The 24,283-nt window shown below is 46.5% G+C and carries 26 protein-coding genes; 21 read left to right on the top strand and 5 right to left on the bottom strand.

Going from position 1 to position 24,283, the window contains the following annotated elements:
- Window positions 1-3 precede the first annotated feature (3 nt).
- The 19 genes from rpsN (at window position 4) to F453_RS0109840 (ending at window position 11,493) form a co-directional block, all read left to right on the top strand.
- Window positions 4-306, top strand: coding sequence for a 30S ribosomal protein S14 (gene rpsN / locus F453_RS0109930; protein ID WP_009231162.1), 303 nt, complete (start codon window positions 4-6; stop codon window positions 304-306).
- 145 nt (window positions 307-451) lie between these two features.
- Entirely contained in the window at window positions 452-847 is a 396-nt protein-coding gene (gene rpsH, locus F453_RS0109925; protein ID WP_009231161.1) for a 30S ribosomal protein S8, read from the top strand.
- Between the two features lie 16 nt (window positions 848-863).
- On the top strand, window positions 864-1,430 hold the full coding sequence (gene rplF, locus F453_RS0109920; protein WP_009237632.1) for a 50S ribosomal protein L6: 567 nt from the start codon (window positions 864-866) through the stop codon (window positions 1,428-1,430).
- Window positions 1,431-1,448: 18 nt separating this feature from the next.
- Window positions 1,449-1,793 (top strand): 50S ribosomal protein L18, encoded by a 345-nt coding sequence (gene rplR, locus F453_RS0109915; RefSeq protein WP_009231159.1) that lies wholly within the window; start codon window positions 1,449-1,451, stop codon window positions 1,791-1,793.
- A gap of 6 nt (window positions 1,794-1,799) precedes the next feature.
- The gene (gene rpsE, locus F453_RS0109910; protein WP_009237633.1) at window positions 1,800-2,312 is read left to right on the top strand and encodes a 30S ribosomal protein S5; all 513 of its coding nucleotides are present in this window, start codon (window positions 1,800-1,802) and stop codon (window positions 2,310-2,312) included.
- Window positions 2,313-2,327: 15 nt separating this feature from the next.
- Window positions 2,328-2,504, top strand: coding sequence for a 50S ribosomal protein L30 (rpmD, locus tag F453_RS0109905; protein WP_009237634.1), 177 nt, complete (start codon window positions 2,328-2,330; stop codon window positions 2,502-2,504).
- Between the two features lie 25 nt (window positions 2,505-2,529).
- Window positions 2,530-2,976: a 50S ribosomal protein L15 gene (rplO, locus tag F453_RS0109900; RefSeq protein ID WP_009237635.1), complete on the top strand. Its 447-nt coding sequence runs from the start codon at window positions 2,530-2,532 to the stop codon at window positions 2,974-2,976.
- Window positions 2,977-2,980: 4 nt separating this feature from the next.
- Window positions 2,981-4,327 (top strand): preprotein translocase subunit SecY, encoded by a 1,347-nt coding sequence (secY, locus tag F453_RS0109895; protein ID WP_009237636.1) that lies wholly within the window; start codon window positions 2,981-2,983, stop codon window positions 4,325-4,327.
- Between the two features lie 22 nt (window positions 4,328-4,349).
- Entirely contained in the window at window positions 4,350-5,138 is a 789-nt protein-coding gene (gene map / locus F453_RS0109890) for a type I methionyl aminopeptidase (RefSeq protein ID WP_009237637.1), read from the top strand.
- A gap of 103 nt (window positions 5,139-5,241) precedes the next feature.
- On the top strand, window positions 5,242-5,460 hold the full coding sequence (gene infA / locus F453_RS0109885; protein WP_009160996.1) for a translation initiation factor IF-1: 219 nt from the start codon (window positions 5,242-5,244) through the stop codon (window positions 5,458-5,460).
- A gap of 13 nt (window positions 5,461-5,473) precedes the next feature.
- Window positions 5,474-5,590, top strand: coding sequence for a type B 50S ribosomal protein L36 (gene ykgO, locus F453_RS0109880; RefSeq protein WP_009237638.1), 117 nt, complete (start codon window positions 5,474-5,476; stop codon window positions 5,588-5,590).
- 36 nt (window positions 5,591-5,626) lie between these two features.
- A complete protein-coding gene (rpsM, locus tag F453_RS0109875) occupies window positions 5,627-6,007 on the top strand; it encodes a 30S ribosomal protein S13 (protein ID WP_009231152.1) in 381 nt (126 codons plus the stop codon).
- 81 nt (window positions 6,008-6,088) lie between these two features.
- The gene (rpsK, locus tag F453_RS0109870) at window positions 6,089-6,475 is read left to right on the top strand and encodes a 30S ribosomal protein S11 (RefSeq protein WP_009231151.1); all 387 of its coding nucleotides are present in this window, start codon (window positions 6,089-6,091) and stop codon (window positions 6,473-6,475) included.
- A gap of 75 nt (window positions 6,476-6,550) precedes the next feature.
- Complete coding sequence (gene rpsD, locus F453_RS0109865; RefSeq protein WP_009237639.1) at window positions 6,551-7,156, top strand: 30S ribosomal protein S4; 606 nt, start codon at window positions 6,551-6,553, stop codon at window positions 7,154-7,156.
- Between the two features lie 12 nt (window positions 7,157-7,168).
- Window positions 7,169-8,161 carry a DNA-directed RNA polymerase subunit alpha gene (locus tag F453_RS0109860; protein ID WP_009237640.1) on the top strand — a complete coding sequence of 331 codons (993 nt, stop codon included), beginning with the start codon at window positions 7,169-7,171 and terminating at the stop codon, window positions 8,159-8,161.
- 76 nt (window positions 8,162-8,237) lie between these two features.
- Window positions 8,238-8,783 (top strand): 50S ribosomal protein L17, encoded by a 546-nt coding sequence (rplQ, locus tag F453_RS0109855; RefSeq protein WP_018967878.1) that lies wholly within the window; start codon window positions 8,238-8,240, stop codon window positions 8,781-8,783.
- A gap of 632 nt (window positions 8,784-9,415) precedes the next feature.
- A complete protein-coding gene (locus tag F453_RS16510) occupies window positions 9,416-9,577 on the top strand; it encodes a thioesterase (RefSeq protein WP_081619155.1) in 162 nt (53 codons plus the stop codon).
- A 195-nt stretch (window positions 9,578-9,772) separates the two neighbouring features.
- Window positions 9,773-10,435 (top strand): DUF6678 family protein, encoded by a 663-nt coding sequence (locus F453_RS0109845; protein ID WP_018967876.1) that lies wholly within the window; start codon window positions 9,773-9,775, stop codon window positions 10,433-10,435.
- Between the two features lie 431 nt (window positions 10,436-10,866).
- The gene (locus F453_RS0109840) at window positions 10,867-11,493 is read left to right on the top strand and encodes a hypothetical protein (RefSeq protein ID WP_018967875.1); all 627 of its coding nucleotides are present in this window, start codon (window positions 10,867-10,869) and stop codon (window positions 11,491-11,493) included.
- Between the two features lie 361 nt (window positions 11,494-11,854).
- Here the strand turns inward: F453_RS0109840 and F453_RS0109835 are convergent, their stop codons facing one another.
- The 4 genes from F453_RS0109835 to F453_RS0109820 all read right to left on the bottom strand — a co-directional run bounded on the left by F453_RS0109835 (window position 11,855) and on the right by F453_RS0109820 (window position 18,769).
- Window positions 11,855-12,874: a M64 family metallopeptidase gene (locus F453_RS0109835; RefSeq protein WP_018967874.1), complete on the bottom strand. Its 1,020-nt coding sequence runs from the start codon at window positions 12,872-12,874 to the stop codon at window positions 11,855-11,857.
- Window positions 12,875-12,935: 61 nt separating this feature from the next.
- On the bottom strand, window positions 12,936-13,847 hold the full coding sequence (locus F453_RS0109830) for a hypothetical protein (RefSeq protein ID WP_018967873.1): 912 nt from the start codon (window positions 13,845-13,847) through the stop codon (window positions 12,936-12,938).
- Window positions 13,848-13,883: 36 nt separating this feature from the next.
- Window positions 13,884-15,614 (bottom strand): RagB/SusD family nutrient uptake outer membrane protein, encoded by a 1,731-nt coding sequence (locus F453_RS0109825; protein ID WP_018967872.1) that lies wholly within the window; start codon window positions 15,612-15,614, stop codon window positions 13,884-13,886.
- Window positions 15,615-15,637: 23 nt separating this feature from the next.
- Window positions 15,638-18,769 (bottom strand): SusC/RagA family TonB-linked outer membrane protein, encoded by a 3,132-nt coding sequence (locus tag F453_RS0109820; protein ID WP_026292542.1) that lies wholly within the window; start codon window positions 18,767-18,769, stop codon window positions 15,638-15,640.
- A 1,291-nt stretch (window positions 18,770-20,060) separates the two neighbouring features.
- Between F453_RS0109820 and F453_RS0109815 the strand changes: the two genes are divergently transcribed.
- Window positions 20,061-20,369 (top strand): hypothetical protein, encoded by a 309-nt coding sequence (locus F453_RS0109815; protein ID WP_025790014.1) that lies wholly within the window; start codon window positions 20,061-20,063, stop codon window positions 20,367-20,369.
- A gap of 26 nt (window positions 20,370-20,395) precedes the next feature.
- Here the strand turns inward: F453_RS0109815 and F453_RS0109810 are convergent, their stop codons facing one another.
- Window positions 20,396-20,911 carry a very short patch repair endonuclease gene (locus tag F453_RS0109810; RefSeq protein WP_018967869.1) on the bottom strand — a complete coding sequence of 172 codons (516 nt, stop codon included), beginning with the start codon at window positions 20,909-20,911 and terminating at the stop codon, window positions 20,396-20,398.
- A gap of 358 nt (window positions 20,912-21,269) precedes the next feature.
- Here F453_RS0109810 and F453_RS0109805 point away from each other — a divergent pair, with 358 nt between their 5' ends.
- Window positions 21,270-24,269, top strand: a complete 3,000-nt coding sequence (locus F453_RS0109805) for a SusC/RagA family TonB-linked outer membrane protein (protein WP_026292541.1) — start codon at window positions 21,270-21,272, stop codon at window positions 24,267-24,269.
- Window positions 24,270-24,283 lie beyond the last annotated feature (14 nt).

The raw sequence follows: 24,283 nt of genomic DNA, 5'->3' as shown, positions 1-24,283 counted from the left end.
AATATGGCAAAAGAATCAATGAAAGCCCGCGAGGTGAAACGTGCTAAGCTCGTTGCCCGTTATGCCGAGAAGCGTGCTGCTCTGAAAAAGATTATCGCTACTTCTGAGGATTACGCCGAAGCTTACGAGGCCGCTCGCAAGTTGCAGTCTATCCCCAAGAATGCCAACCCCATCCGCTTGCACAATCGCTGCAAGATCACTGGTCGCCCCAAAGGCTATATCCGCCAGTTCGGTCTGTCGCGTATCCAGTTCCGCGAGATGGCTTCAGCCGGACTTATCCCCGGTGTGAAGAAGGCAAGCTGGTAATCAGGGAGCGAGATGAAAGTTTACGATTAGTGGCGGGGCGTTGCCCATGTGGCTGATGGCTTGTCGCTAATCCTAACCTTCCATCCGTTTACAAGAAATTATTTAATATTGTCGGGAAAGTCCCGATCAATTAAACATTTATAATATGACAGATCCAATAGCAGATTATCTGACCAGACTAAGGAATGCAATCATGGCGCATCATCGCGTGGTTGAAGTTCCTGCGTCCAATTTGAAGAAAGAGATCACCAAAATTCTCTTTGAGAAGGGTTATATCCTGAACTACAAGTTTGTGGAAGACGGCCCTCAGGGTTCAATCAAGGTAGCCTTGAAGTATGACCCCGTGACGAAGGCTAACGCCATAACAAGTCTTAAACGTGTCTCAACTCCCGGTTTGCGCCAGTACACCGGCTACAAAGACATGCCGAGAGTAATTAACGGATTAGGTATCGCCATCTTATCTACATCCCAAGGTGTAATGACTAACAAAGAGGCTGCCGCCTTGAAGATCGGTGGTGAGGTGCTTTGCTACGTTTATTAATAAGGAGGGTATAAGTATGTCAAGAATAGGTAAATTGCCAATCAGCATCCCCGCGGGTGTAACCATTACTCAGGCCAACGATGTGGTTACCGTTAAAGGTCCTAAGGGAGAAATGTCTCAACACGTAGACCCTTCAATTAAGGTGAACATTGCAGACGGTCAGATTGTCTTCGAAGTAGATGAAAACAGCCCCGTAAACATTAAGCAGAAGCAGGCATTCCATGGCTTGTATCGTTCGTTGATCAACAACATGGTTGTTGGTGTAAGCGAAGGTTACACAAAGGTGTTGGAACTTGTCGGCGTAGGTTATCGTGTATCTAACCAAGGCAACCTCATAGAGTTCTCCTTGGGTTACACGCACCCCATCTTCATTCAGCTTCCTGCCGAAGTGAAGGTAGAAACCAAGTCGGAAAGAAACCAAAACCCTCTGTTGATTTTGGAATCTTGCGACAAGCAGTTGCTGGGTCTCATCTGCGCTAAAATTCGTTCTTTCCGCAAGCCTGAGCCTTATAAGGGTAAAGGTATTTTGTTCAAGGGTGAGGTTATTCGTAGGAAGTCTGGTAAGACCGCCTCAGCTAAGTAACTTTAAATTTAGACGATTATGACAACAAAGAAAGTAGAAAGACGAATTAAAATCAAATATAGAATTCGCAAGAGCGTTAATGGCACTGCCGAACGTCCCCGCATGAGCGTGTTCCGTTCAAACAAGCAGATTTACGTTCAGATTATTAACGACATCACTGGCACCACCCTTGCTTCGGCCTCTTCACTAGGTATGGAAGCCATGCCTAAGAAGGAGCAGGCACAGAAGGTTGGCGAGCTGGTTGCCCAAAAGGCACAGGCTGCTGGCATCACCGCCGTTGTATTCGACCGTAACGGCTATCTTTATCACGGCCGTGTGAAAGAATTGGCTGATGCAGCCCGTAAAGGTGGACTTAATTTTTAAACGATTATGGCAATGAATAAAGTAAGAGTGAATAGTGATGCAGAATTGAAAGACCGCTTGGTTGCTATCAACCGTGTTACCAAGGTAACAAAGGGTGGTCGCACCTTTACGTTCGCTGCTATTGTCGTTGTAGGTGATGGCAATGGCGTTATCGGCTACGGCCTCGGTAAGGCTGGTGAAGTTACTACAGCTATCGCTAAGGGCGTTGAGTCTGCAAAGAAAAACTTGGTTAAAGTTCCCGTTCTCAAAGGTACTGTTCCCCACGAGGTTGAGACTTCGTTTGGTGGTGCACAAGTACTGCTTAAGCCTGCAGCTGCCGGTACAGGATTGAAGGCAGGTGGTGCTATGCGTGCTGTGCTCGAGAGCTGTGGCATCACCGATGTGATTGCCAAGTCGAAGGGTTCTTCCAATCCCCACAACCTGGTGAAGGCTACCATTGAGGCTCTAAGCCTCATGCGCGACGCCTATACAATTGCTGGTGTTCGTGGTATCAGTATGGACAAAGTTTTTAACGGATAAAGGAGCATCAACAACATGGCAACGATTAAAATCAAACAAGTAAAGAGTAAGATTGGTTACCCCATCGACCAAAAGCGCACGCTTAAGTGTCTGGGACTTCGCAAGATCTCTCAGGTTGTTGAAGTGGAAGACAATCCCAGCGTCCGCGGTATGATTAGAAAGGTTCACCATCTGGTAACCGTAGTTGAATAACAAACTTAGTCAAATTAGCACATTTATGAAATTACATAATTTGAAACCGGCTGCTGGTTCTACTCATTCACGCCGTCGTATCGGTCGCGGTCCAGGTTCGGGCTTGGGCGGTACGTCTACCCGTGGACACAAGGGTGCAAAGGCTCGCTCTGGTTATAAGAGAAAGATTGGTTTTGAAGGTGGACAGATGCCGTTGCAACGTCGCGTGCCGAAGTCGGGCTTCAAGAATATTAATCATAAGGAGTATTTCCCCGTTAATCTTTCAACGCTGCAGGCTCTAGCCGAAGAGAAGGGATTGACCAAGATTGGTGTTGCCGAACTCAAAGAAGCTGGCCTTTTCAATGGCAAGTTGCTTGTTAAAGTTCTAGGCAATGGCGAAATCAAGGCAGCCCTCACCGTTGAAGCTAACGCATTCTCTAAGTCTGCCGAAGAGGCTATCAAGGCAGCTGGAGGTAACACCACTTTAATCTAAGACAATGAAAAAGTTTATCGAGACACTAAAGAACTGTTGGAAAGTTGAGGACCTGCGTCAGCGTCTCCTCATCACCATTCTATTTGTAGCTATCTATCGTTTTGGATCGTTTGTAGTACTTCCCGGTATCAACCCGGCCCAGCTCGACACTCTACAAAAGCAGACCTCTGGTGGCTTGATGTCGCTTTTGGATATGTTTTCCGGTGGTGCATTCTCCAACGCTTCAATCTTCGCGTTGGGAATCATGCCTTACATCTCGGCTTCTATTGTTATGCAGCTTTTGGCTGTGGCTGTGCCATACTTCCAGAAGATGCAACGTGAAGGCGAGAGTGGACGGAAGAAAATAAACTGGTACACGCGTGCACTGACAGTAGTGATCCTACTGTTTCAGGCACCGTCGTACCTTATCAACCTCAAGATGCAGGCCGAAGGTGCTTTGGCTTCTGGCATCTCGTGGTCGGTGTTTATGATTCCTGCCACCATCATACTTGCCGCAGGTAGTATGTTCGTCCTCTGGTTGGGCGAGCGTATCACCGATAAGGGAGTGGGTAACGGTATTTCTTTGATCATCATGGTGGGTATTATCGCCCGCTTGCCTCAGTCTTTCATTCAGGAAGCAGGTTCACGCCTTGAGGCTATTGCGGGTGGTGGTCTTGTTATGTTCATCATTGAGATTCTTGTTCTTTATGCCATCGTTTGTGCCGCAATCCTTTTGGTTCAGGGCACACGCAAGGTTCCAGTGCAATATGCCAAGCGCGTAGTTGGCAACAAGCAGTACGGCGGAGCGCGTCAATACGTTCCCCTGAAGCTTTTCGCAGCCAACGTTATGCCTATCATCTTTGCACAAGCCTTGATGTTCATTCCCTTGGCTATCGTTAGATACCAATCCGAAAACGCAAGCTATGTGGTACAGTCACTGATGGATAACCGCTCTTTGCTGTATAACATCATTTATGTGACGCTTATCATCGCGTTCACCTATTTCTATACGGCAATCACGCTCAACCCCACACAGATGGCTGAAGACATGAAACGCAACAACGGTTTCATTCCAGGCATTAAGCCAGGAAAAGATACGGCCGAGTACATCGACACTGTGATGTCTCGCTTAACTTTGCCGGGTTCTCTGTTCATCGCGTTCATCGCTGTGATGCCCGCTTTGGCTGGATTGCTTAATGTTCAACAAGGCTTCGCACAATTCTTCGGTGGCACGTCGCTCCTCATTCTTGTGGGTGTGGTTATAGACACCTTGCAACAGATAGAGAGCTACCTCATGATGCGCCATTATGATGGATTGCTCAATTCGGGCCATACGCGCAATGCCGCTACTGGCGTGCCTTCGGCTTATTGATTTTGCCTTGTGAACTTCGCAAATGAAGGTTTATCTCAAGACTGAAGATGAAATCGAGCTGATGCGTCAGGCAAACCAACTTGTTGGTAAAACCTTGGCGGAATTGGCTAAACATATTGTTCCGGGTGTAACGACCCTCCAATTGGATCACATAGCGGACGAGTTCATCCGCGACCATGGGGCAATCCCCACGTTCAAGAACTTTCCCAATCCTTTTGGAGGGCCTTTCCCCGCGAGCATCTGCACCTCTGTAAACGAGGTTGTAGTGCACGGCGTACCTAGCGACAAGGTTGTTTTGAAAGACGGAGACATTATTTCTGTTGATTGTGGCACACTTCTTGCTGGATACAATGGTGACAGTTGTTATACGTTTTGTGTCGGTGAAGTGGCACAAAATGTCAGAGATTTCCTCTCTGTGACACGAAAGTCACTATATCTTGCCATTGAGGCTGCCGTCGCTGGCAACCATCTTGGCGACATTGGCCATGCCGTGCAATCGTTTTGCGAGAGCCACGGGTATGGCATTGTGCGTGAACTCACAGGTCATGGTATTGGTCGCGAGATGCACGAAGAGCCCAAAGTGCCCAACTACGGCAGCCGTGGAAGCGGTATGATGCTTAAAGAGGGCATGTGTATAGCCATTGAACCGATGGTCACAATGGGCGACTACCGCATAGGGCTCTTGCCCGACAAGTGGTCTATCCGAACCATCGACGGCAGTTGGGCCGCTCATTACGAGCACACCATTGCCATCAGGAAAGGCAAGGCCGAGATTTTATCATCATTCGAAGAAATAGAACGTTTTTGTTAAGTCAAATACACAATGCCGAGTTTACTTGAGTATTGTTATGGCGCGAGAACGATCTATTCGAGAAACGAGAAAAGAACTTACAGAAAAAGCAAAGAGTTAATTTATGGCAAAACAATCTGCTATTGAGCAAGATGGAACGATTGTAGAAGCATTGTCTAACGCGATGTTTCGCGTAGAGCTTGAAAATGGATGTCCCATTACGGCCCACATATCCGGAAAAATGAGGATGCACTACATCAAGATACTGCCTGGCGATAAGGTAAAGGTGGAAATGAGCCCCTACGACCTTACCAAGGGTAGGATTGTGTTTAGATACAAATAATTCAATTTAGAATATGAAGACAAGAGCATCGTTGAAGAAACGTACACCCGACTGCAAGATTGTTCGTCGCAAGGGTCGCTTGTTCGTTATCAACAAGAAGAACCCCAAGTACAAAACACGTCAGGGTTAAACATTTAATCATTATCAAATCATTTATCATTAACAAATGGCAATAAGAATTGTTGGAGTAGATTTGCCCCAAAACAAGCGTGGCGAAATCGCATTGACTTATATCTATGGTATAGGTCGAAGTAGTTCAGCAAAGATATTGGACAAGGCTGGTGTGAACCGTGACCTGAAAGTCAGCGAATGGACTGACGATCAGGCAGCCAAAATCCGTGAAATTATCGGCGCTGAATTCAAGGTAGAAGGTGATCTCCGTTCGGAGATACAGCTGAACATCAAGCGTCTCATGGACATTGGTTGTTATCGTGGAGTACGTCATCGTAACGGTCTTCCCGTTCGCGGTCAGAGCACCAAAAACAATGCTCGCACCCGTAAAGGAAAGAAGAAGACTGTTGCTAACAAGAAGAAGGCTACTAAGTAATATTTAGTTGGAAGTTGAAAGGCGGGGCTTGCCCCGATGCTTAAAACTCGAAACTTGAAACTTTTAAACTAAAAAGAAATTATGGCAAAGAAAATAGCAACAAAGAAGAGAAACGTCAGGGTTGACGCTCTTGGACAACTTCATGTTCATAGCTCATTCAATAACATCATTGTGTCTTTGGCTAACAGCGAAGGTCAAGTAATCTCTTGGTCGTCGGCTGGAAAGATGGGTTTCCGTGGTTCTAAGAAGAATACACCCTATGCAGCTCAAATGGCAGCCGAAGATTGCGCCAAGGTAGCTTTCGACCTAGGTTTGCGTAAGGTTAAAGCTTACGTTAAGGGACCAGGTAACGGTCGCGAAAGCGCTATCCGTGCCGTGCATGGTGCAGGCATCGAAGTAACCGAGATCATTGACGTTACGCCACTGCCTCACAATGGTTGTCGCCCTCCCAAGCGTCGCCGCGTATAACACGCAACTTTCCCCACGCTTGCACCCAGTGGCAGGCAACAAAGATACACAAACAAAAAAGTTATAAAATAGAAAATGGCTAGATACATAGGTCCGAAATCTAAAATTGCTCGTCGTTTTGGTGAACCCATCTTCGGCGCAGACAAAGTTTTGTCCAAGAGAAACTTCCCTCCTGGACAGCATGGCAACAACCGTCGTAGGAAAACTTCCGAGTACGGCGCCATGTTGGCAGAGAAGCAAAAGGCTAAATACACATACGGTGTTTTGGAGCGTCAGTTCCGCAACATGTTCGAGAAAGCTGCCAAGGCTAGCGGCATTACCGGTGAGGTACTGTTGCAAAACCTCGAAAGCCGTCTTGATAACGTAGTGTTCCGTCTTGGTCTGGCACCTACCCGTGCAGCAGCACGCCAGCTCGTTGGCCACAAGCATATCGTGGTAGACGGCAAGGTAGTAAACATTCCTTCTTATTCAGTGAAAGCTGGCCAAATCGTTGGCGTGCGCGAAAAAGCTAAGTCGCTCGAAGTTATCGAGGCTGCTTTGGCTGGTTTCAACCACAGCAAGTACCCTTGGATTGAGTGGGACGATGCTTCAAAGAGCGGTAAGTTCCTGCACAAACCCGAGCGTGCCGACATTCCTGAGAACATTAAGGAACAGTTAATTGTTGAGTTGTACTCTAAATAAATCATTGAATTAATGGCGATATTAGCATTTCAAAAACCTGATAAAGTTGTAATGTTGGAGGCCAACGACAAATTCGGTCGTTTCGAATTTCGTCCGCTTGAGCCTGGGTTCGGCGTTACCATCGGTAACTCCCTCCGCCGCATTCTCCTTTCATCACTAGAAGGTTTCTCTATCAATACCGTGCGCATCGCCGGTGTTGAGCACGAGTTCTCTTCTGTGCCTGGTGTAAAGGAAGATGTGACCAACATTATCTTGAATTTGAAACAAGTAAGATTCAAGCAAGTAGTAGAAGAATTCGAGAACGAGAAAGTTAGTATCACGGTTGAGAACACCACAGAGTTCAAGGCTGGTGATATTGGTAAGTATCTGACTGGATTTGAAGTGTTAAACCCCGATTTGGTGATTTGTCATTTAGATGCCAAAGCTTCATTGCAGATTGATCTCACCATTAACAAAGGCAGAGGCTATGTGCCCGCCGACGAGAATCGTGAGTTCTGCACCGATGTGAATGTAATTCCTATCGATTCCATTTACACCCCAATCCGAAACGTACGTTATTCGGTTGAGCCATATCGTGTCGAGCAAAAGACCGACTACGACAAGCTTATCATTGACGTAACGACGGACGGCTCCATCAGTCCCAAAGACGCGCTGAAAGAGGCTGCTAAAATCCTCATTTACCACTTCATGCTCTTCTCCGACGAGAAAATCGCCGTTGAGAACCAAGACGTTGACACCAACGAGGAGTTTGATGAGGAAGTGCTGCACATGCGACAGCTGCTTAAGACCAAGCTCGTGGACATGAACCTCAGCGTTCGCGCCCTCAATTGTCTTAAAGCGGCCGATGTGGAAACACTGGGCGACCTTGTGCAATACAACAAGACCGACCTCTTGAAGTTCCGCAACTTTGGTAAGAAATCGCTCACAGAGCTTGATGATTTGCTCTTGGGTCTGAATCTGTCTTTTGGAACCGACATTTCAAAGTATAAACTGGACAGGGACTAAATCTCAGCATAAGCGGGTGAAGGCTATTGCCTCACCCGCCCAGCTGATACTCGTCCGCATTTAAAGAAAACAAAAAATGAGACATAATAAGAAATTCAACCACCTGGGTCGTACTGCACCTCATCGTAATGCCATGCTTGCTAACATGGCCATTTCGCTGATTATGCACAAAAGAATCACTACGACCCTCGCCAAGGCAAAAGCCTTGAAGAAATATGTAGAACCACTTATCACACGTTCTAAGGAAGACACCACCAACTCACGCCGTGTGGTTTTCCGCTACTTGCAAAACAAGTATGCTGTTACCGAACTGTTCAAAGTGGTTGCTGCTAAGGTGGGAGACCGTCCTGGTGGCTATACCCGCGTTATCCGTTTGGGTTTCCGTAAGGGTGATGCTGCTGAAATAGCATTCATCGAATTGGTAGACTTCGACGAGAACATGGCCAAGACGCCTAAGGCAGAGGCTAAGAAAACACGTCGTAGCCGTAGAACCACTAAGGCCGAAGGCGATAACGTCGCAGCTGCTGAAGTGGCTCAACCTGCTGCTGAAGAAGCACCTAAGGCCACAGAGCCCAAAGAAGCTCCTAAGGCAGAAACCGCCGAAGAAGCAAAGGCTGAATAATCAACAATTATCGATTAATAAATTAAACGTCTCTATCCGTGAGGGTAGGGGCGTTTTTTTGTTCCCCTCTGTCTCTTCCATTAAGCTTTCATCCGTGTTAGTTAACTTATCGTGAGCGGAGAGATATACCCTAGCTTGTGTTACCATTCCATTTATATAATGCTACGCACAGATGCAAAACACCCATTGTACCATCAACCACAGAGCGATATCTCGCACAACATTCCACCCTTTTACACCAACTATTTCCACTTATTTGTTATTCCTATTTGGCGCATCATCTTCCACCGCATACCTAAAATGCATTTGTATAGCCTCATCTTACATCATGTAGTGTAACCATTAAATGTCCTGATGTATATCTTGGCTGAAACACATCAGCTTGTCAAAAGCTGCGCGAGTTCGTGACAAAACACAATCGTTATGCCAACCTTTCATGTAGCACTAGTTGGCGAGATGCCTATTCATTTACCTGTTCGGCCTTGTTCTAAAGACATCATGTCATATCCCGAACTCACCAATGAACCATTCCGTCGTTCGCATTTTCATCCTTCTGGAAATGCGCCCACTAAGCCCCGATTATGCATTGTTAGATTAACCTGCGTGCTATATATGTTTTGGACGGCAGTTCCATGTTATTTGGAATGCTGTTCCAGTTGAATTGGACCCCTGTTCCAACTTATCTGGAACAGGGGTCCAACTTAGCTGTAACAAGGCAGGAACTTCAAAAGCTCACTGCAAGAGCTTATAGGATGGAGAATGAAAGATGGTGGTTTTTACCTCGACAATTATAATGGCTCCAAAGAAAGATAAACAGGAAGTAAAGAAAAAACTCAATTTTCAAACACCAAAATGCGAGTTCTACAAAAGAATATCATAATTTTGTACTTGCTGGTTGACGCTACGACAAATTGTACACACAATGTTATTGTATAGATAACCCATGATTTAGTAGTAGCAATGAATGCATAGACAAATAAGACTGATATATGAATACGTTGTTTGAAAAATTAAATCCACGAAGCGGAACCATACAAACTAATGTTCCGCAAGATGAAGCGCATGCGTACTTTGATATCAGGTGGAAAGGCGACTTTCATTTTATCGTGAAAGTTTGGACGCATTATGGTTTCTATTATGTTCAGAGAGATAACCAGGCGATATCACCACTTTATCGCTTTTCTACGAACGACGATAAGCTGGTTGTATCTATGCAGCATCTCATAGATGAAATAGAAAGCGGCAAGTATAAGAACAAGCAGACCGGAAAAGAGAAGATTAAGGCGATTGTTGAGCAAAGGCGGTTGGGCTCTTTTATGAACAATACCAAGTGGAAAGAGCTAGTAGATGCCATCAGTAATGAAGTGGAAGACATACCTATACAATATAAAACGCTTTTTGAGGATGAAGAACCCAACGTGTTTTGGATACTAAATGGAGACGAGCACGTCCTATATATGGATATGGCTGCCATTGAATGGTTTAAAATTGGAAGTGAAATACGAAAGGTTGAACATAGGGGCAGGCTGATCGATGATGTAGTTTCGGTTACTGATAAGAAACAAGTAGTGGAAAACATACTTAGTAGATTTAATATTCTCTATGAGTATGATGATACCGATAAATGTTTTACGGTGTTTGGGTATAGATAAATCGATCTTTGTTCTACGTTCTCTTATGCTTATATCTGTGAGGAACGTTAGTCTCGTTTTTTACAATGTAGCATAAGACCACTTTCTCCACTCAAGTTTATGAAGTATATAAAGTTTGCGCTAGTTTAGCATAACAATCAATTTATAACAGCTTATGTGCATGCTATTGGCGTTGCGCCAACTTCTGCGTGGTAGTAGAAGTTGGTAACTTTGTTAGTTAGCTTGCTATGATGCGCTGTTTTTTATGCCTGCCTTGCATCTTTATTTTATGATTTCTTTTAATATTTTTCAAGTTTGCATCTTTTTAGTTGGTGATGTAAAATAAAGCCACTACCTTTGCAGTAACACTAAATTGAACTATGCGAGACAAGCCTTCTTGACATGGACATACCAGTGAAACGTTTTAAATATTAACTAATCAAATAAACAAAATGACAAAAACATTTACTCTTAAACGTGTAGGCTTAACGCTTGCAGCCTTCTTATTGACGCTCGTTGCCTCTGCGCAAACCGTGGTTTTCGACTTTAATAGTGAGAAATGGGTGAACGACGCCAATGGCCATACCATGGAATTGCCCGAAGGAGCTGAACTCGAAGTGGATGGGGTGAAGATGGTTAACCACAAAGTTTTTTTCAAAAAGGTAACCAATAAGTTGAAGAATCAGCATCTCTTTGTTCCACGAGGTAACTCTTTCGACTTTATTGCCCCCGACGGGAAACAGATAACGAAGGTGGTGTTCGAGGCTGAGGAGGGGTATTTTGAAATCTCTGCCGATGGAGATAAGGTTTTGCCGATGGTCAACAATAACGAGAACACCCGCATGTGGGAAGGAAACGCACCCAAAATAACCTTCTTTGGCTTGAACACACCTCACATTCGCAAAGCTACGGTTACGCTAGTGCCCAACGGAACTACCGCCATTAATGAAGTGATGCAGCAGCGCGCAGCTGTCTATAGCGTGTTTAACCTCAATGGCGTTAAGGTTGGCACGACGGCCGATTTCAATCGTTTGCCTGCTGGTGTATATGTTGTTAACGGAAAGAAAATGGTTAAGTAAGAAGGATGGGTTACAAAGGGGCTAGGTAATGTCACTCGTGTATGCTTTTCTAACAGCATCTAAGGGTCAAACCTATCTCATAGCCCATGAACCATCTTACTCTCAAACGATAAGTAAGATAGTATAATTACGTTGCCATCCTGTGGCGATAAATAAAAGAAGAGGGTATGCTTACGAGCGTACCCTCTTCTTTTTTAGTGGCCAACTTTAATAAATAAGCCGTTCGCCTCACCAAAGGCCTAATGCCATATTGTGTATGATTGAATTCTACCAGTGCGTGATGCTAATGGCCTTTACTACTTCTGGTTTTTGGTGGACTTAGGAGATTATCCTATATTGTCTATTCCCATGGCCAGACTCTTTATCGCTTTTGGTCGAAAGCCACAAACTCTTCGTATGTGGGTGTGCGACCCATTGCCACCTCCATCACCTTGTTATAGATGGCGCGACGCGAAGGAGCGTTGAACTCGATATGGTCTATGTCTGTGGTGCGCATGATACTGTTCTCGGTGGGTCGCCATACACCAGTGGCATAACGTGCACCACCCCCTTCGAAAAAGCCTAGCCCTTGATTGGCGTAACGTGAGTCGGCTAGGAACTGGGCCCAAGGTGCCTGTGTGGCATCGTTGGTTGTCGATACGTTCATCAACCAACCCAAGGTGTGTCCGTAAGCGAAACGTTCTCGGCCAGCGTTGTCAAGGTCGAGGTTCTGCAGGTCGTATTCGTCGTCGAGTTTTCCGATGGCATGCCCAGCCGTTTCATGTATAATCGTGTGGCGGAAGTACGCGCCGTCTATACCGCCATAAAGTGTGGTGTAGGCACAGGCCAATGTAGAGTTCCAATCGTGCCAAAATGTAATGCCGCCAGATTTAGAGGTGTTCATCACCACGCTGATAACCGAGTTTTCTTCTTTAAAGCTCGGAACAGCCGATGCGTAAACCATTGTCTTGTAGTCTAGGTTGTCATCGTTGATGAATCCACAAACCTTACCGTTCTTTATGGCGCTTGCTAAGGCCGTAGATCCGCTTAGGTCGCTGCTAAGCGAAACCTTTTGAACGAAGTAAACATTGAAATAAGGCCGAAGCGACTTCATCGGTTCGAGCGCGAAAAGGTGTTCGGCCGACTTTTTCATCACTTCCTCGTAGGTTCCGTTTTTAATCATGTCTACCGTAAACCCATCGCCCATCAGGATGATGTTATAGCCCTTGCCCTGCGTTGCCGTTTGAAGTGTGATCACTTTGCCATCTAAGGCAACGATGTCATCGTTTTGTTTAACTAGCGTTGTTTCTTCGGTATCGTCGCCACTCTCGTTACATGCCGTGAAGGTTAGTGCGAAAACGGAAAGCAGGAGAATGGTTAAGTGCTTGTACTTAAAGTGCATAGGTGTTGTTTTAATAGTTAAAAAGGGAGAGGCCATTAAGCTATGGCCCCTCCATGATGGTTTATTTAAGTTGGAAATAAAGGTAAACCCAATCCTCTTCTTCGCCTGTGCTGTACTTGGCATGTTGGATATAGATTTTTCCCCAAGTGCCGTTTGAGCTGTAAGAAGAATAGTCGGGACCTCCGTATAGCGTCAATTCGTTAATCCAAGGCTTATCGCTGGCTTTGCCAAGCGGATAGAGCGGATAGGGTTTCAGCTGCTTGTCTACAAGCTTTTGGAAATAATATGAGTAGCTGCCTGGTGCAGAAGTGTCTGCCACAATACAGCTTTTTGTCCACGAATCGCTCTTAACTCCTAGCACGCCTGTTGAACTGGTTATGAGCCAGAGGTTCTCTCCAGAGTGCATAAAGTCTTTGATGTAGAAGTTATTGTTGCCTAAAACCATCACCGTTTCCGTCCAAGCGTTGAACAGCGCATAGGTTTTCGAACTAGGATCGGCATAAAATTCGGCCTTCTTCGATATGGGGAAGTTAAGCTGACCAGAGAAAACAACGCCACCGTCGAGCTTAGAATAGGGGTCGACATCGTTGCCTTCTAGTCGAAGTTCGTAGCTATACACAGCTTTCAAGGCCACCTTTTCTGGGGCTTTGATGGCGAGCGTAGCCAACGAGTCGCCAGCAGCGAACGTCACCTCGGTGGGTATTTCTAGCCCAGCCGACTGCGAAACAACCTTCACGGGTGTTGTCAGTGCCGCGCCCGTGTTGTTTCGTTTAAGTGTTATTGTTGCCGTGCGGTCGTTGGTGTTGGCCGAGTCTAGCACACAGATGGTATTGTTTGTGTCTGCAAAACGCACTTGTTGGCAGCCGCTGGGCACTTCGGCCCCGGGCGTGTAGTCGTCCTTATCAGAGCAGGCTGCCAGTAATGCCACTACAACCAACGCTCCAAACAGACCAATATGCTTAATTGTCTTCATGTCTAATTGTTGTTATTTGTTCTCAAAAACAATGCTTTACTTCTTTTCCTCATGAACGCCCGAGGGGTCGGGATTGTTAACGATGTTCGCGTTGTACTGCCTTTCGTAGTGGCTGATACAAATGTTCATGCGCGGTGCAACGAAACCCGCCTTGGTGTTCCATTGATAGTCGGTAGGATGATTAGAGCCTTCGTAGTGACGGATGACAGCTTTTTCGAGCCGTTTGTAGTCAAAGAAAACGATACCTTCACCCCAGAACTCGATCCGTTTTTGGCGTAATATCTCATCGTTAAAGCCATCCATGGTTGTGGCGGTGCACTGATAAGAGTTGTCGTCATAACGATAGGTGTTCAGGTAATTGGTCAATGCCTGCTTGCCAGCTGCCAATCCCTCGTAATGGGCTTTGGCTTCGGCTTCTATAAGGAACATTTCCTCGACGCGCATCAATGGAATGTCGACGGCTGCCCCCACCTTGTAGTCCTTCATTTCACCGCTGCGTGGGTGGAACTTTAAGCCAGTATAGGCTGGTAGTTTTACCCAATCTTCGGCCTTATAGAGTGTGGTGTACTTCGAATAAGCAGCAGCTTGGCCAGCGTCTGCAGGTGCAATCCACGTGTTTTTACGCCAATCGCCATTCTCGATGCCTTTATATAAGCCTGCGTCTATCATGCGGTAAGCCTTGTATTCGAGGTTGTTTAGGCCGAAAGTATTTTCAGGCGACATGTTGCCAACAAAGTTTTTCCAGTTCCAGTTAGACCCATTCGTCATGTCGTTCGAGTTGATTTGCACGGCTAGCAGCCATGCATCATTGGCCGTATTAAAGCCTGTTGTGCTGTTAAACCATTCTGCCTTGGTAAGTGGGCGATGGCCTTCGCTAATGGCCAAGCGTGCATATTGGGCCGCCTTTTTAAAGCAATCGTTGGCCGTTGTGATGCCCAGCTTGTTGTATTTGGCTAGTGCCTCGTCGTTTTCGTGTGCCAATTGTTCCTGTAAGTCGGCGTTGTACTTCTCGAATCTGCTACCCATTTGCAACCACAGTCGTGCCTTAATGCCAAAGATAGCACCTTGGTCCATCATGTTTGCACCACTTCTTTTATAGCCTTGCAGATATTTTTCGGCTCGGTCTAGGTCGGTCATGATAAAGCGATACATCACGTAGAAGGGCGCGCGCCTATCTGTTGTAGCTTCTTGTTGCGTGGTGCTCTCGGTACGGATAGGCACAGTAAGGCCGTAGATTTTATCGATTCCAGCCTTATCGTCCAGTTTGGCGTACCCCGTTTTCTTATACTCGTAGGCAAAAGCCATATCGTAATAGGCAAACGCGCGATAACCAAGTGCGTTGCCAACATGGGCAAGCTCTTCAGTACTTGTGTTCTCGTTGATGGCCACCGCTCCCACAGTGAGGTTGGCTTTCTTAATAAGCTCGTAGTAGAAAGGCCACCAATCTATTGCCACATAATACTCGGGGCTGTAATTGCGGTCGAATCCCTCGTCTTGATAGTAGTCGTACAGCATATCGTATACGGGTATCTCGGCACACATAGCTTCTCTGTCCATAAATAGCCCTGCATATCCGTAATGGCCGTTACCTTTGCCCATGCGTAGCATAGCACCAGGGATGGCCTTGCTTAGGGCGGCTGCGGAATTGTCGGTTTCAAACAATTGTTCTTGTGTGAAACCCCGTCCAGGGTACGCTTCTTCTAAGCAGGCGGTTAAAGTAGGCGCAGTTAGGCTGAGCAGTATGATGTGTTTAATGAACCGTTTCATAAATGTTGTTCCTTTCTTTATTGTTAGAATTTAACAGATATGCCAGCGGATGCTGTGCGCATGGGCGAGTATGAATCGTCGCTTACATTACCTGTGAGACTTGTTCGGGGGTCGAATCCCTTGCGTTTGCTCCAATAAGCCACGTTGTCGCACGAGAGGAAGACTCGCAAACTGCTTAATTGCAGTTTCTTGATAAGCTGTGCTGGGAAAGTGTAACCCAAGCTTATCGACTTGAATGTGAGTGTGCTAGCATCTATTAAGAACCTGTCTGAGAAGGCGGTTGTGTTGATGTCGCCATATTGGAAACGTGGAATGTTGCTATTAGGATTCTCACGTGTCCAGACATTGAGCAGGTCTTTGTGGTATGCCTGCGGTGCAATCGAAGGTTCAGGGTTACGCATCATGCCTTCATATCCATTGTCGTAGGCCTTGCCTCCGAGAGAGTAGATGAAGCTAATGTTTAGGTCGAAACCGTAGCCACGTACTGAAGTACCGAAGCCGCCATAAACGTCGGGATGCGGACTACCACCTAAATAGTAGTCGGCCGAACTGTAATCGGTTGTGGGTTTCAGCTTGCCTGTTGCCTGGTCTGTATAATACCATGTGCTCAACCCTTCTTCGTTTACGCCTGCAAACTTCTTGATGTACCACGTATTGATGGGTAATCCCTCGCCGATATAGCGTGAACCGTCTGAATAACCTGCGTGCCCTTCTTTCTCTAACGTTTTATTTTCTTTGGGAAGATAGCTTATCTTATTGCGGTTGTGGGTGATATTGAAGTTCATCGACCATGTTATGTCCTTCGTGCGGATGATTTCGCCGTCGAGGTTTACTTCGATACCGCGGTTCATCATGTCGCCAACGTTGTCGTAATAACCATCATATCCCAACGAAGGAGGCACCGAGAACCACAGCAACATGTCGGTGGTTTTGCGTTGATAGAGTTCTACGCTACCTGTAAGTCGGCGCTTAAAGAGCTCAAATTCAAAGCCGGCGTTTATGTTGGTGTTGGTTTCCCACGTGATGTCTTGCTTACCTTTGTTGCTGAAAGCCAATGAACCCTCGCCGTTTACAGCTAATAGGTCATAGAAGTCTGAGTAGTAGAAATCGCCAATGGCATCGTTACCTTGCTGTCCAAAGCTGGCTTTAAGCTTCAGCATGTCCACCCATTTAGGTTTGAACCACTTTTCTTTGGTCATTATCCAAGCACCGCCAAACGACCAGAAGTTACCCCAACGATGTTTGGGATGGAAGCGAGACGAGCCGTCGCGACGAAACGATGCCGATGCAAAGTATTTGCTATCGTAGTCGTATTGCCCGCGGAAGAAGAAACCTTCGATGTTATAGAGGTCCTTATAGCTATTTGCCGACACCAGCGTAAGGGCGCCCGATAGCTCGGTGTTCATCTTATAGGCAAAGATGTTGTTCTTTCTTCCCGTGAGCGTTGTGCTGATGTTGCGTGTGTATTCGTGGCCTAACAATGCCGAAACGGTATGCTTTCCGAACTCCTTATTATAGTTAAGCAGCTGCTGCGTGTTGAAAGCGAAGGTGCGATAGTGCGAAACACCAACCTGTCCGCCACGCGTTTTGTCGAATCCGTAGTAGGGGTTGGCGGCATCGTTGTCGCGGTTTTCGGTGTTATAGATGCTTACGTTGGTTGTCAACTTAAAGTCTTCGAGGAACGAAAAGTCTGCATACCCCTGCATGCCGTAAGCGTTGCTGCTGTTGGTCGATATGTTCAGCAGGTCGTTTTGCAGCGGTGCTTCGTTCAAGAAAATCTCTCTCGTTACGCCGTTAACCGCTCCGTTGCCATAGTCGTACATCTTTCCGTTGCGGTCGTACATGATATTGCCTTTGCCGTCACGAAGGTAGACGGGGTAGATAGGCGGTACCTGGTGGGCTGCACCAAATGCATTGCCCGACGAATTAGACTCGGAGTGCGTGTAACTGATGTTTCCGCCGAAGGTTAACCATGGGCGTGCCTGATACTCTGACTTTAAGCGAGCCGAGTAGCGCGTGTAGTCCGAACCGTAGCAGATACCATTATTCTTCATATAACCAATGCTGGCGTATGTCTTGAAGATGTCGGTTCCACCGTTAATACCAATGTTATATTCTTGGCGGAAGCCTCTGCGTAGTCCTTCTTTCTTCCAATCGTCGGGATAAAGCATGTATTCCTTGCCGTTGTGTTGTACCACATTGCCCAATGTAGCATGTGGGTTTAGCTTGCCGTTTTGTCCTATAAGGTATTCGCCTTGTGGCACACTGTACACTATACTGCCCAGTCCGCCCTGGCTTCCAGGCTTGTAAATGGTTTCGTTTGCTTTGAGGTAGGCCGAGTAAGCATCCATTCCGTCGCCGTAATGAAACTTGTTGTAGATGGCCTTATAAAACATCTCGTAGTACTGTCCAGGGCTGGTAACGTGGTCGTAGTCCACTTTGGCGTCTTCGTTAAAGCCCCATTTGGCGTCTACTGAAATAACGGCATTGCCGCGTTTGGCCGTCTTGGTGGTAATGAGAATTACGCCATTGGCACCGCGTGCACCGTAAAGTGAGTTCGAGGCAGCATCTTTCAGCACGCTGATACTTTCAACATCGGCGGGGTTGATGTCGCTGTAATATCCCGAATAGGGCAATCCGTCGACAACGATGAGCGGACCGTTGCCTGCGTTGAGCGAGCTAATACCACGGATTTGAATGGTTGGCGACGATGCCGGACCATTTCCTTCGATCATCTGCACACCCGAAACCTTGCCGTTAAGGGCCGACAAGGGGTTGTTCACTTGTCGTTCGGCAATTTTATCGGCATTAAGAACGCCAGCCGAACCAGTGAACGCTTCGCGCTTCTGTTTACCGAAAGCCACCACGATAACGTCGTCGATCTGTTTCGAGTCCGACTTCATTACGATGCGCATTTCAGGCTTGATGGTTGCTGTTACGGGTGTCATACCAATGTACGAAACGATCAACTCGCGTGCCGTTCTTGGTACGTTGTCGAGTGTAAACTTTCCTTCTAGGTTGGTAGCCACGCCCAGCGTTGTGTCTTTAACCTTTACCGAAGCACCGATAATAGGTTCGCCAGACTCGTCTACCACCGTTCCACTGACTTTCATTGTCTGAGCTGCGGCGAAGAAAGCTACCAGACAAAGAATCATTAATGTTGCAGTTCTTTTAATCATAGAGTGAAGCCAATTGTTAATAGTGTGTATTTAGTTAGGTTGGAGGCGTATTCTAAAAACTCTCTGATTAGGCATAGGAAACTCTCTTTAAGGGTTGCTCTTAAATGTCTTTTTGCATCTATCCAGTTGTTTTCGTTTACTCTCCCTATTGTATAGCGTATTATGCTCTTTTTATAAAGCAAGTGAGGTCTGTTCGGATATCGTTTAGTTGTCGTTGAAGGTGGCTTTTAAAACCACCTTGGGCTAAAACTTATGGTTCAATTCTTTCACTGGCAAATGTAATTAAATTCCATTAAAGGCACAAACTTTTCTAAGAGAAAAAGATAAATTGTGATAAACTGTTGCTGCTTGCTTGTGCGAACGATTTTTTGTAATTTGTTACATTTCAGGCATTTGCATAATTGTTAAGGCGCACAGAAAAAGTTGTTGCTCCGCTTCTTTTGTGCAAATAAGAGCAACGATAACGCTTATATGTACGCATGGTTTATGTGTTCGCTGCGTTACGGCGCACATCCCCTCTTCTCGTCCTCGAAATAGGTGTTCCTCGTATGCGTGTATATGTTGAACGTGTATGGCTGTTTCTCACGTAAAAAACATAATGTGGGGGAGGCGTTTGGGCGTGAAACGAAAAGTCATCTACGAGGAAACGAACTTCAATTACATACCTTTGAACATCAGCTTTTTGTGCTTTCATGGTGTTATAGTTGTTTTGTACTGTTGTTCCGGCTTATTTGGAATGGTGTTCCAACTTATATGGAACAATGTTCCATGTCGTTTGGAATCGCGTTCCATCTTATGTGGAACAAAACCGTTGACCAAAGAAAGCGGTACAATCGTTGAAAAGTGCTGATGCATTATCTGTTATATTGTTCTTCAAAAGAACTGAAAGCGTGTCCCCAATCGTAACCTTTGCTTGCGTGTGCGCAAAGTGCCAGCATGGTGAAAGAATCTCTTCGAGGTTGTTACGTGCTTGTTACGCGCATACATGAATACTTAAACCGCCACTTGTTGCAATACGTTTCTATATCTTGCAGTCACTTTCTGCCATTGATGTAATGTGTAAATCGCTGCAGAGGGAAGGAGACGAAGATTGATGATAACATCTAATTATTGTATGTAAGTGTTTTTTGTAAATAAATAATCGTACTTTTGCAGGTGTGCTGTATATAACGAATATGCCCAATTTTAGTAAATAACTTCACGTTGGAATGGAGAATATAAGGGAGAGGTCATTGAAGAAGTAAGCCCAAAAAGGAGAATGTTGCGTATGAAAAATATACTCTTAAAGATTTTGTTTATAATAAGTCCACTGCTTATTCTTGCTATATTGGGCACCATACAAGGGGCCTGGTTCGACGTAGAGGAATTTATTGAGATGGAAGATGCGGAAGTTCACCATCCCACAACCGTTCAATACACATTGTATTATTTGGTTAGTGCAATTCTCCTTGTGCTTTCTGCGTTGCTGTTGAAGTTGCAATACAAGGGTAGTTCCGCTGTTTTGGGCCAAATAGCATACGTCAGCCTTTGGACATTAGACCTCGTTATCGTATTGATATGCGCGCTTGCTCTTTAATGTATAAGTGAGTTTTGGGGAGAATTTCAATCGTTATCGCCATATCGGCGACGCTCTTCGGCAGCCATCAGGGGCTCTTCTTCGTTGGGTTGGGGTAGTACGTAACGTAGCTGATAGTCGGTTAATAAAATGTGGTTAAGGGTGTGGGCAATGGCTTGCAGTGTGGCTTGGCGATGCTGTGGACGTAATTGGCACTCCCAAACCACTAGGCAATGCCAGCCCATACGTGCTAGCTGGCGTTGCGTTTCGGCATCGCGCTGTTGGTTTCGTTTCACTTTCTTCTCCCAAAAGGGGGTGTTTGTTTTGGGTAAGGTCCATAGTTTGCAGCCCTCATGACCATGCCAAAAACAGCCGTTAACGAAAATGCAGGTGCGATATTTGCGTAAAACAAGGTCGGGATGCCCTGGCAGTCGGTCGGAATTAAGCCTATATCTGAACCCCTGCGCCCACAAAAACTTGCGTACGAGCAACTCTGGCTTAGTGCCTTTCGACTTAACCGAGGCCATGATGCGATGACGTTGTTGAGGCGTAAACTTGTCCATGAGGCAAAGTTAACGAAAAAAACGGGTAAAAACACTTGCTTATTTGTTATTTTAAGCGTAAAGTTGGTAAGTTGTCTGCATAGCTTGGAGATGCCAATTTACATATTTGCACTTTTTGCAAAAAGAGCTGCAATGAGCATCAAATTAAACAAAATTGCAACTGCTAAGAAAATAATTTGTCGTTTTGAATTGTTTTTATGAAAATATTGCATATATTTGCAGCGCAGTAATGCTCAATGGCTGATATGCTACAAGCACTAAAACAAAATAGCCTTTAATGCCGATGCGACCAACCTGACTAAACATACGGATGCGTAGGCTTATAGGAAAACTATAATCAACCTAAATAATTACATTTATGAAAGTAAGAATTTGGATGTTGACCCTTTGCTTGCTAACCGGATTGAGTACGGTTTTGGCGCAAACGATCACAGTGAAGGGAAACGTCGTAGATGAAAACGGGGAAGCCTTGCCTGGCGTAAGCATTGTCCCAAAGTCGGCCCCGAAGACGGGCACCGTGTCTAACATAGACGGTAAGTTTACTATCAGCGTGCGAAGCGGAGAGAAACTTACGTTTAGTTTCATGGGCTATAACAGTCAAGAGTTGGCTGCCGCACCCCAAATGAACGTGCGGATGGAACCCTCGGACCTGACTTTGAACGACGTTGTTGTGGTGGGTTACATGGAACGAAAGGTAACTAACACCTCGGCCTCTGTGGTGAAGGTGAGTGCCAAAGACCTAGCCATGAAGCCCGTAGCCAATCCGTTGGATGCCGTTCAGGGTAAAGTGAGTGGCTTGCAGGTGTTTTCTTCGTCGGGCGAACCTTCTTCGCGCCTGTCGATGGCTTTGCACGGACAAGGCTCGTTGGGAGCAGGCACGGGCTTGCTCATCATTCTCGACGGCATGCAGGTTAGCATGGCCGTGTTGCAATCTATGAATTCGAACGACATTGAGAGTGTGCAGTTCCTGAAAGATGCTGCTGCCACCTCTATATATGGTGCGCGTGCAGCCAACGGTGTTATGTACGTAACCACCAAACGCGGACGAACCGAAACGCGCCCAACTATCAATCTCAGGGCACAATATGCCGTTTCGTCGTTGGCCAACACCGATTATTTCGACCAACTGATGTCTGGCCCCGAACTGTTGCGCTATTATCAGGAGACAGGTATTTACACCCCCGACCAAATAGCAACGCTAAAAGACAAGTATTTCAAGGAAACCGACTTCCAATGGTATAAGTATGTGTACCAGCCTGCACCAATGTACACGGCCGACGTATCTGTATCGGGCGGCACATCGGCCGTAAGATACTACCTCTCGGGTGGTGCTTTGAGTCAAGACGGACTGCGTATGGGGTCGAGTTATAAGAAAGCTTTCGGGCGTATTAACCTTGATGCGAAGCTGGCCGAGTGGGCTCGTGCTGGCGTAAACACACAAATCGCTTACGACGATACCCGCGTTTCGCCCTTCGGCAGCAACAATGCGGTGGGCGGAGGCTTAGCGGCCATGAACGCACCCTTTGCATCGCCCTACGATCCTAATACCGGAAAGGAACTGGAACGTGTGCCACTGCTCGACATTACCACGCCTAGGCACGTTATCTCAACCAATCCCGCCAAGACCAACGCCTTTATCCTGTCGACCAATGGAAGCCTAACGCTCACCCCGATAAAAGACCTCACCCTGCGTTCGCTTGTAGGTTTGGAGTTGAATTACGGTGATAGCCGTTCGCGCACCTTACCTAGCTATTATCGCGCATACGGCAATGGTAGCGCGGAGCGTGGCTACTCGATGGTGTCGAACTTCACCATCACCAACACCGCAGCCTATAACATGGGCTTTGGCGACCATCATATCACGGCTTTGTTGGGTCACGAATACACCAATTACACAGACGATGGCTTCTCGGCATCGGGTTCGGGTATCTTAGACGACCGTCTTACCCTGCTTAATAACGCCACCCAAAAGAAGAATGTGGGTGAAGAAACCAACAGCTACGCTTTCCTTTCGTTCTTCACCCAGCTGTCTTACGACTTCTCCGAACGTTATTTCGTCGACTTGGTTTTACGTAACGACGCTTCTTCGCGCTTTGGACGCAACAAGCGCAACGGCCTATTTTGGTCGGTGGGACTGTTGTGGAAGGTTAAGCGCGAAAACTTCCTTAAAGACGTTTCGTGGATTAACGAACTAGACTTCAAGACCAGCTACGGTACGCAAGGTAACTCTTCGATACCCCCTTACAGCACTTCATCGTACGTAGGAAAGGTTGGACAGAAGAAAGGCGGCATGAGCTTGGGCTTCGTTAGTCTTGGAAACCCCGACCTAGGATGGGAACATCAGAGCAAATTTACTGTGGGCGTGAAAACTCGCTTGCTAAATAGACTGGACCTAAACTTAGAATATTACAACCGTATAACGAGCAACATGCTCTTCGAAGTTCCGTTGCCCTACACCTCGGGTATGCCTGTTGGCAAGGAGGGTTATGCCACTCGTTATGAGAATGTTGGTCGCTACCTGAACCACGGTATTGACTTCCAACTGGGCGCAGACATCCTTCGCGGGCGCGATTGGGGTGTTTCGGCCAACGTTAACTTCAACTACAACCGCGATAAGGTGCTTGAACTGTTTGAAGGACGTCAATCGTGGCACGAGCCAGGCGGACAACTCGCCTACATGGTAGGTAAACCTGTTACCTTTGTTCTTCCGCTTTACAAGGGCGTGAACCCCGAAACTGGTGTGCCCGAATGGTATAAACCAGGTGCCGACAAGAATCAAACGCGTCGCGACGACAACGACGTGGTGTCCGAATATACCTCTTCGCTTAGTCAAAACACAGGCATAAACGCCTACACTCCCTTTACGGGCGGATGGGGAATATCAGCCTATTGGAAAGGATTTTACCTCAACGCCGACTTCTTCGTTGCCCTAGGCAAGCACATGATTTCGATGGATAAGCAGTTTTACGAGAACGATTACCACGTACGTAACCGCGAAGGAAACTACAATGGGTCGCGTAGGCTGTTCGACTATTGGAAGAAACCGGGCGACAACACTGAGTATCCCTCGTTGGCTTGGGTGCGCCAAGCCAACCACCAAAGCAACTATGTTGACTCGAAGATGCTTGAAGACGCCTCGTTCATGCGTTTGAAGAACTTCACTTTGGGCTACGACATCCCTCGAAAAAGCCTCGGACGTCAGAACATCGTTCGTACGGCGAAAGTGTTTTTCACAGGTCGCAACCTGCTGACCTTTACCAAATTCCGCGGCATCGACCCCGAAGTGAACCGCAATGTTTCGTATGGCGTCAATCCCAACACCAAGCAATTGAGCGTGGGAGTGGAGATAGGACTCTAACAACAACACACAAA

Origin of the sequence: Hoylesella loescheii DSM 19665 = JCM 12249 = ATCC 15930 (genome assembly GCF_000378085.1) — a bacterium.
Classification (GTDB): domain Bacteria; phylum Bacteroidota; class Bacteroidia; order Bacteroidales; family Bacteroidaceae; genus Prevotella; species Prevotella loescheii.
This window is presented reverse-complemented; position numbering and strand designations above follow the sequence as displayed.

Coding starts and splice junctions, on each gene's coding strand:
- rplR (WP_009231159.1), top strand. CDS start 1,449: ATGACAACAAAGAAAGTAGAAAGACGAATTAAAATCAAATATAGAATT.
- rplQ (WP_018967878.1), top strand. CDS start 8,238: ATGAGACATAATAAGAAATTCAACCACCTGGGTCGTACTGCACCTCAT.
- rpsH (WP_009231161.1), top strand. CDS start 452: ATGACAGATCCAATAGCAGATTATCTGACCAGACTAAGGAATGCAATC.
- rpsM (WP_009231152.1), top strand. CDS start 5,627: ATGGCAATAAGAATTGTTGGAGTAGATTTGCCCCAAAACAAGCGTGGC.
- rplF (WP_009237632.1), top strand. CDS start 864: ATGTCAAGAATAGGTAAATTGCCAATCAGCATCCCCGCGGGTGTAACC.
- F453_RS0109825 (WP_018967872.1), bottom strand. CDS start 15,614: ATGAAACGGTTCATTAAACACATCATACTGCTCAGCCTAACTGCGCCT.
- rpsE (WP_009237633.1), top strand. CDS start 1,800: ATGGCAATGAATAAAGTAAGAGTGAATAGTGATGCAGAATTGAAAGAC.
- F453_RS0109830 (WP_018967873.1), bottom strand. CDS start 13,847: ATGAAGACAATTAAGCATATTGGTCTGTTTGGAGCGTTGGTTGTAGTG.
- rplO (WP_009237635.1), top strand. CDS start 2,530: ATGAAATTACATAATTTGAAACCGGCTGCTGGTTCTACTCATTCACGC.
- F453_RS0109860 (WP_009237640.1), top strand. CDS start 7,169: ATGGCGATATTAGCATTTCAAAAACCTGATAAAGTTGTAATGTTGGAG.
- F453_RS0109805 (WP_026292541.1), top strand. CDS start 21,270: ATGAAAGTAAGAATTTGGATGTTGACCCTTTGCTTGCTAACCGGATTG.
- F453_RS0109810 (WP_018967869.1), bottom strand. CDS start 20,911: ATGGACAAGTTTACGCCTCAACAACGTCATCGCATCATGGCCTCGGTT.
- infA (WP_009160996.1), top strand. CDS start 5,242: ATGGCAAAACAATCTGCTATTGAGCAAGATGGAACGATTGTAGAAGCA.
- F453_RS0109835 (WP_018967874.1), bottom strand. CDS start 12,874: ATGCACTTTAAGTACAAGCACTTAACCATTCTCCTGCTTTCCGTTTTC.
- map (WP_009237637.1), top strand. CDS start 4,350: ATGAAGGTTTATCTCAAGACTGAAGATGAAATCGAGCTGATGCGTCAG.
- rpsK (WP_009231151.1), top strand. CDS start 6,089: ATGGCAAAGAAAATAGCAACAAAGAAGAGAAACGTCAGGGTTGACGCT.
- ykgO (WP_009237638.1), top strand. CDS start 5,474: ATGAAGACAAGAGCATCGTTGAAGAAACGTACACCCGACTGCAAGATT.
- F453_RS0109820 (WP_026292542.1), bottom strand. CDS start 18,769: ATGATTCTTTGTCTGGTAGCTTTCTTCGCCGCAGCTCAGACAATGAAA.
- F453_RS0109845 (WP_018967876.1), top strand. CDS start 9,773: ATGAATACGTTGTTTGAAAAATTAAATCCACGAAGCGGAACCATACAA.
- F453_RS16510 (WP_081619155.1), top strand. CDS start 9,416: ATGTTATTTGGAATGCTGTTCCAGTTGAATTGGACCCCTGTTCCAACT.
- rpmD (WP_009237634.1), top strand. CDS start 2,328: ATGGCAACGATTAAAATCAAACAAGTAAAGAGTAAGATTGGTTACCCC.
- rpsD (WP_009237639.1), top strand. CDS start 6,551: ATGGCTAGATACATAGGTCCGAAATCTAAAATTGCTCGTCGTTTTGGT.
- F453_RS0109840 (WP_018967875.1), top strand. CDS start 10,867: ATGACAAAAACATTTACTCTTAAACGTGTAGGCTTAACGCTTGCAGCC.
- F453_RS0109815 (WP_025790014.1), top strand. CDS start 20,061: ATGAAAAATATACTCTTAAAGATTTTGTTTATAATAAGTCCACTGCTT.
- rpsN (WP_009231162.1), top strand. CDS start 4: ATGGCAAAAGAATCAATGAAAGCCCGCGAGGTGAAACGTGCTAAGCTC.
- secY (WP_009237636.1), top strand. CDS start 2,981: ATGAAAAAGTTTATCGAGACACTAAAGAACTGTTGGAAAGTTGAGGAC.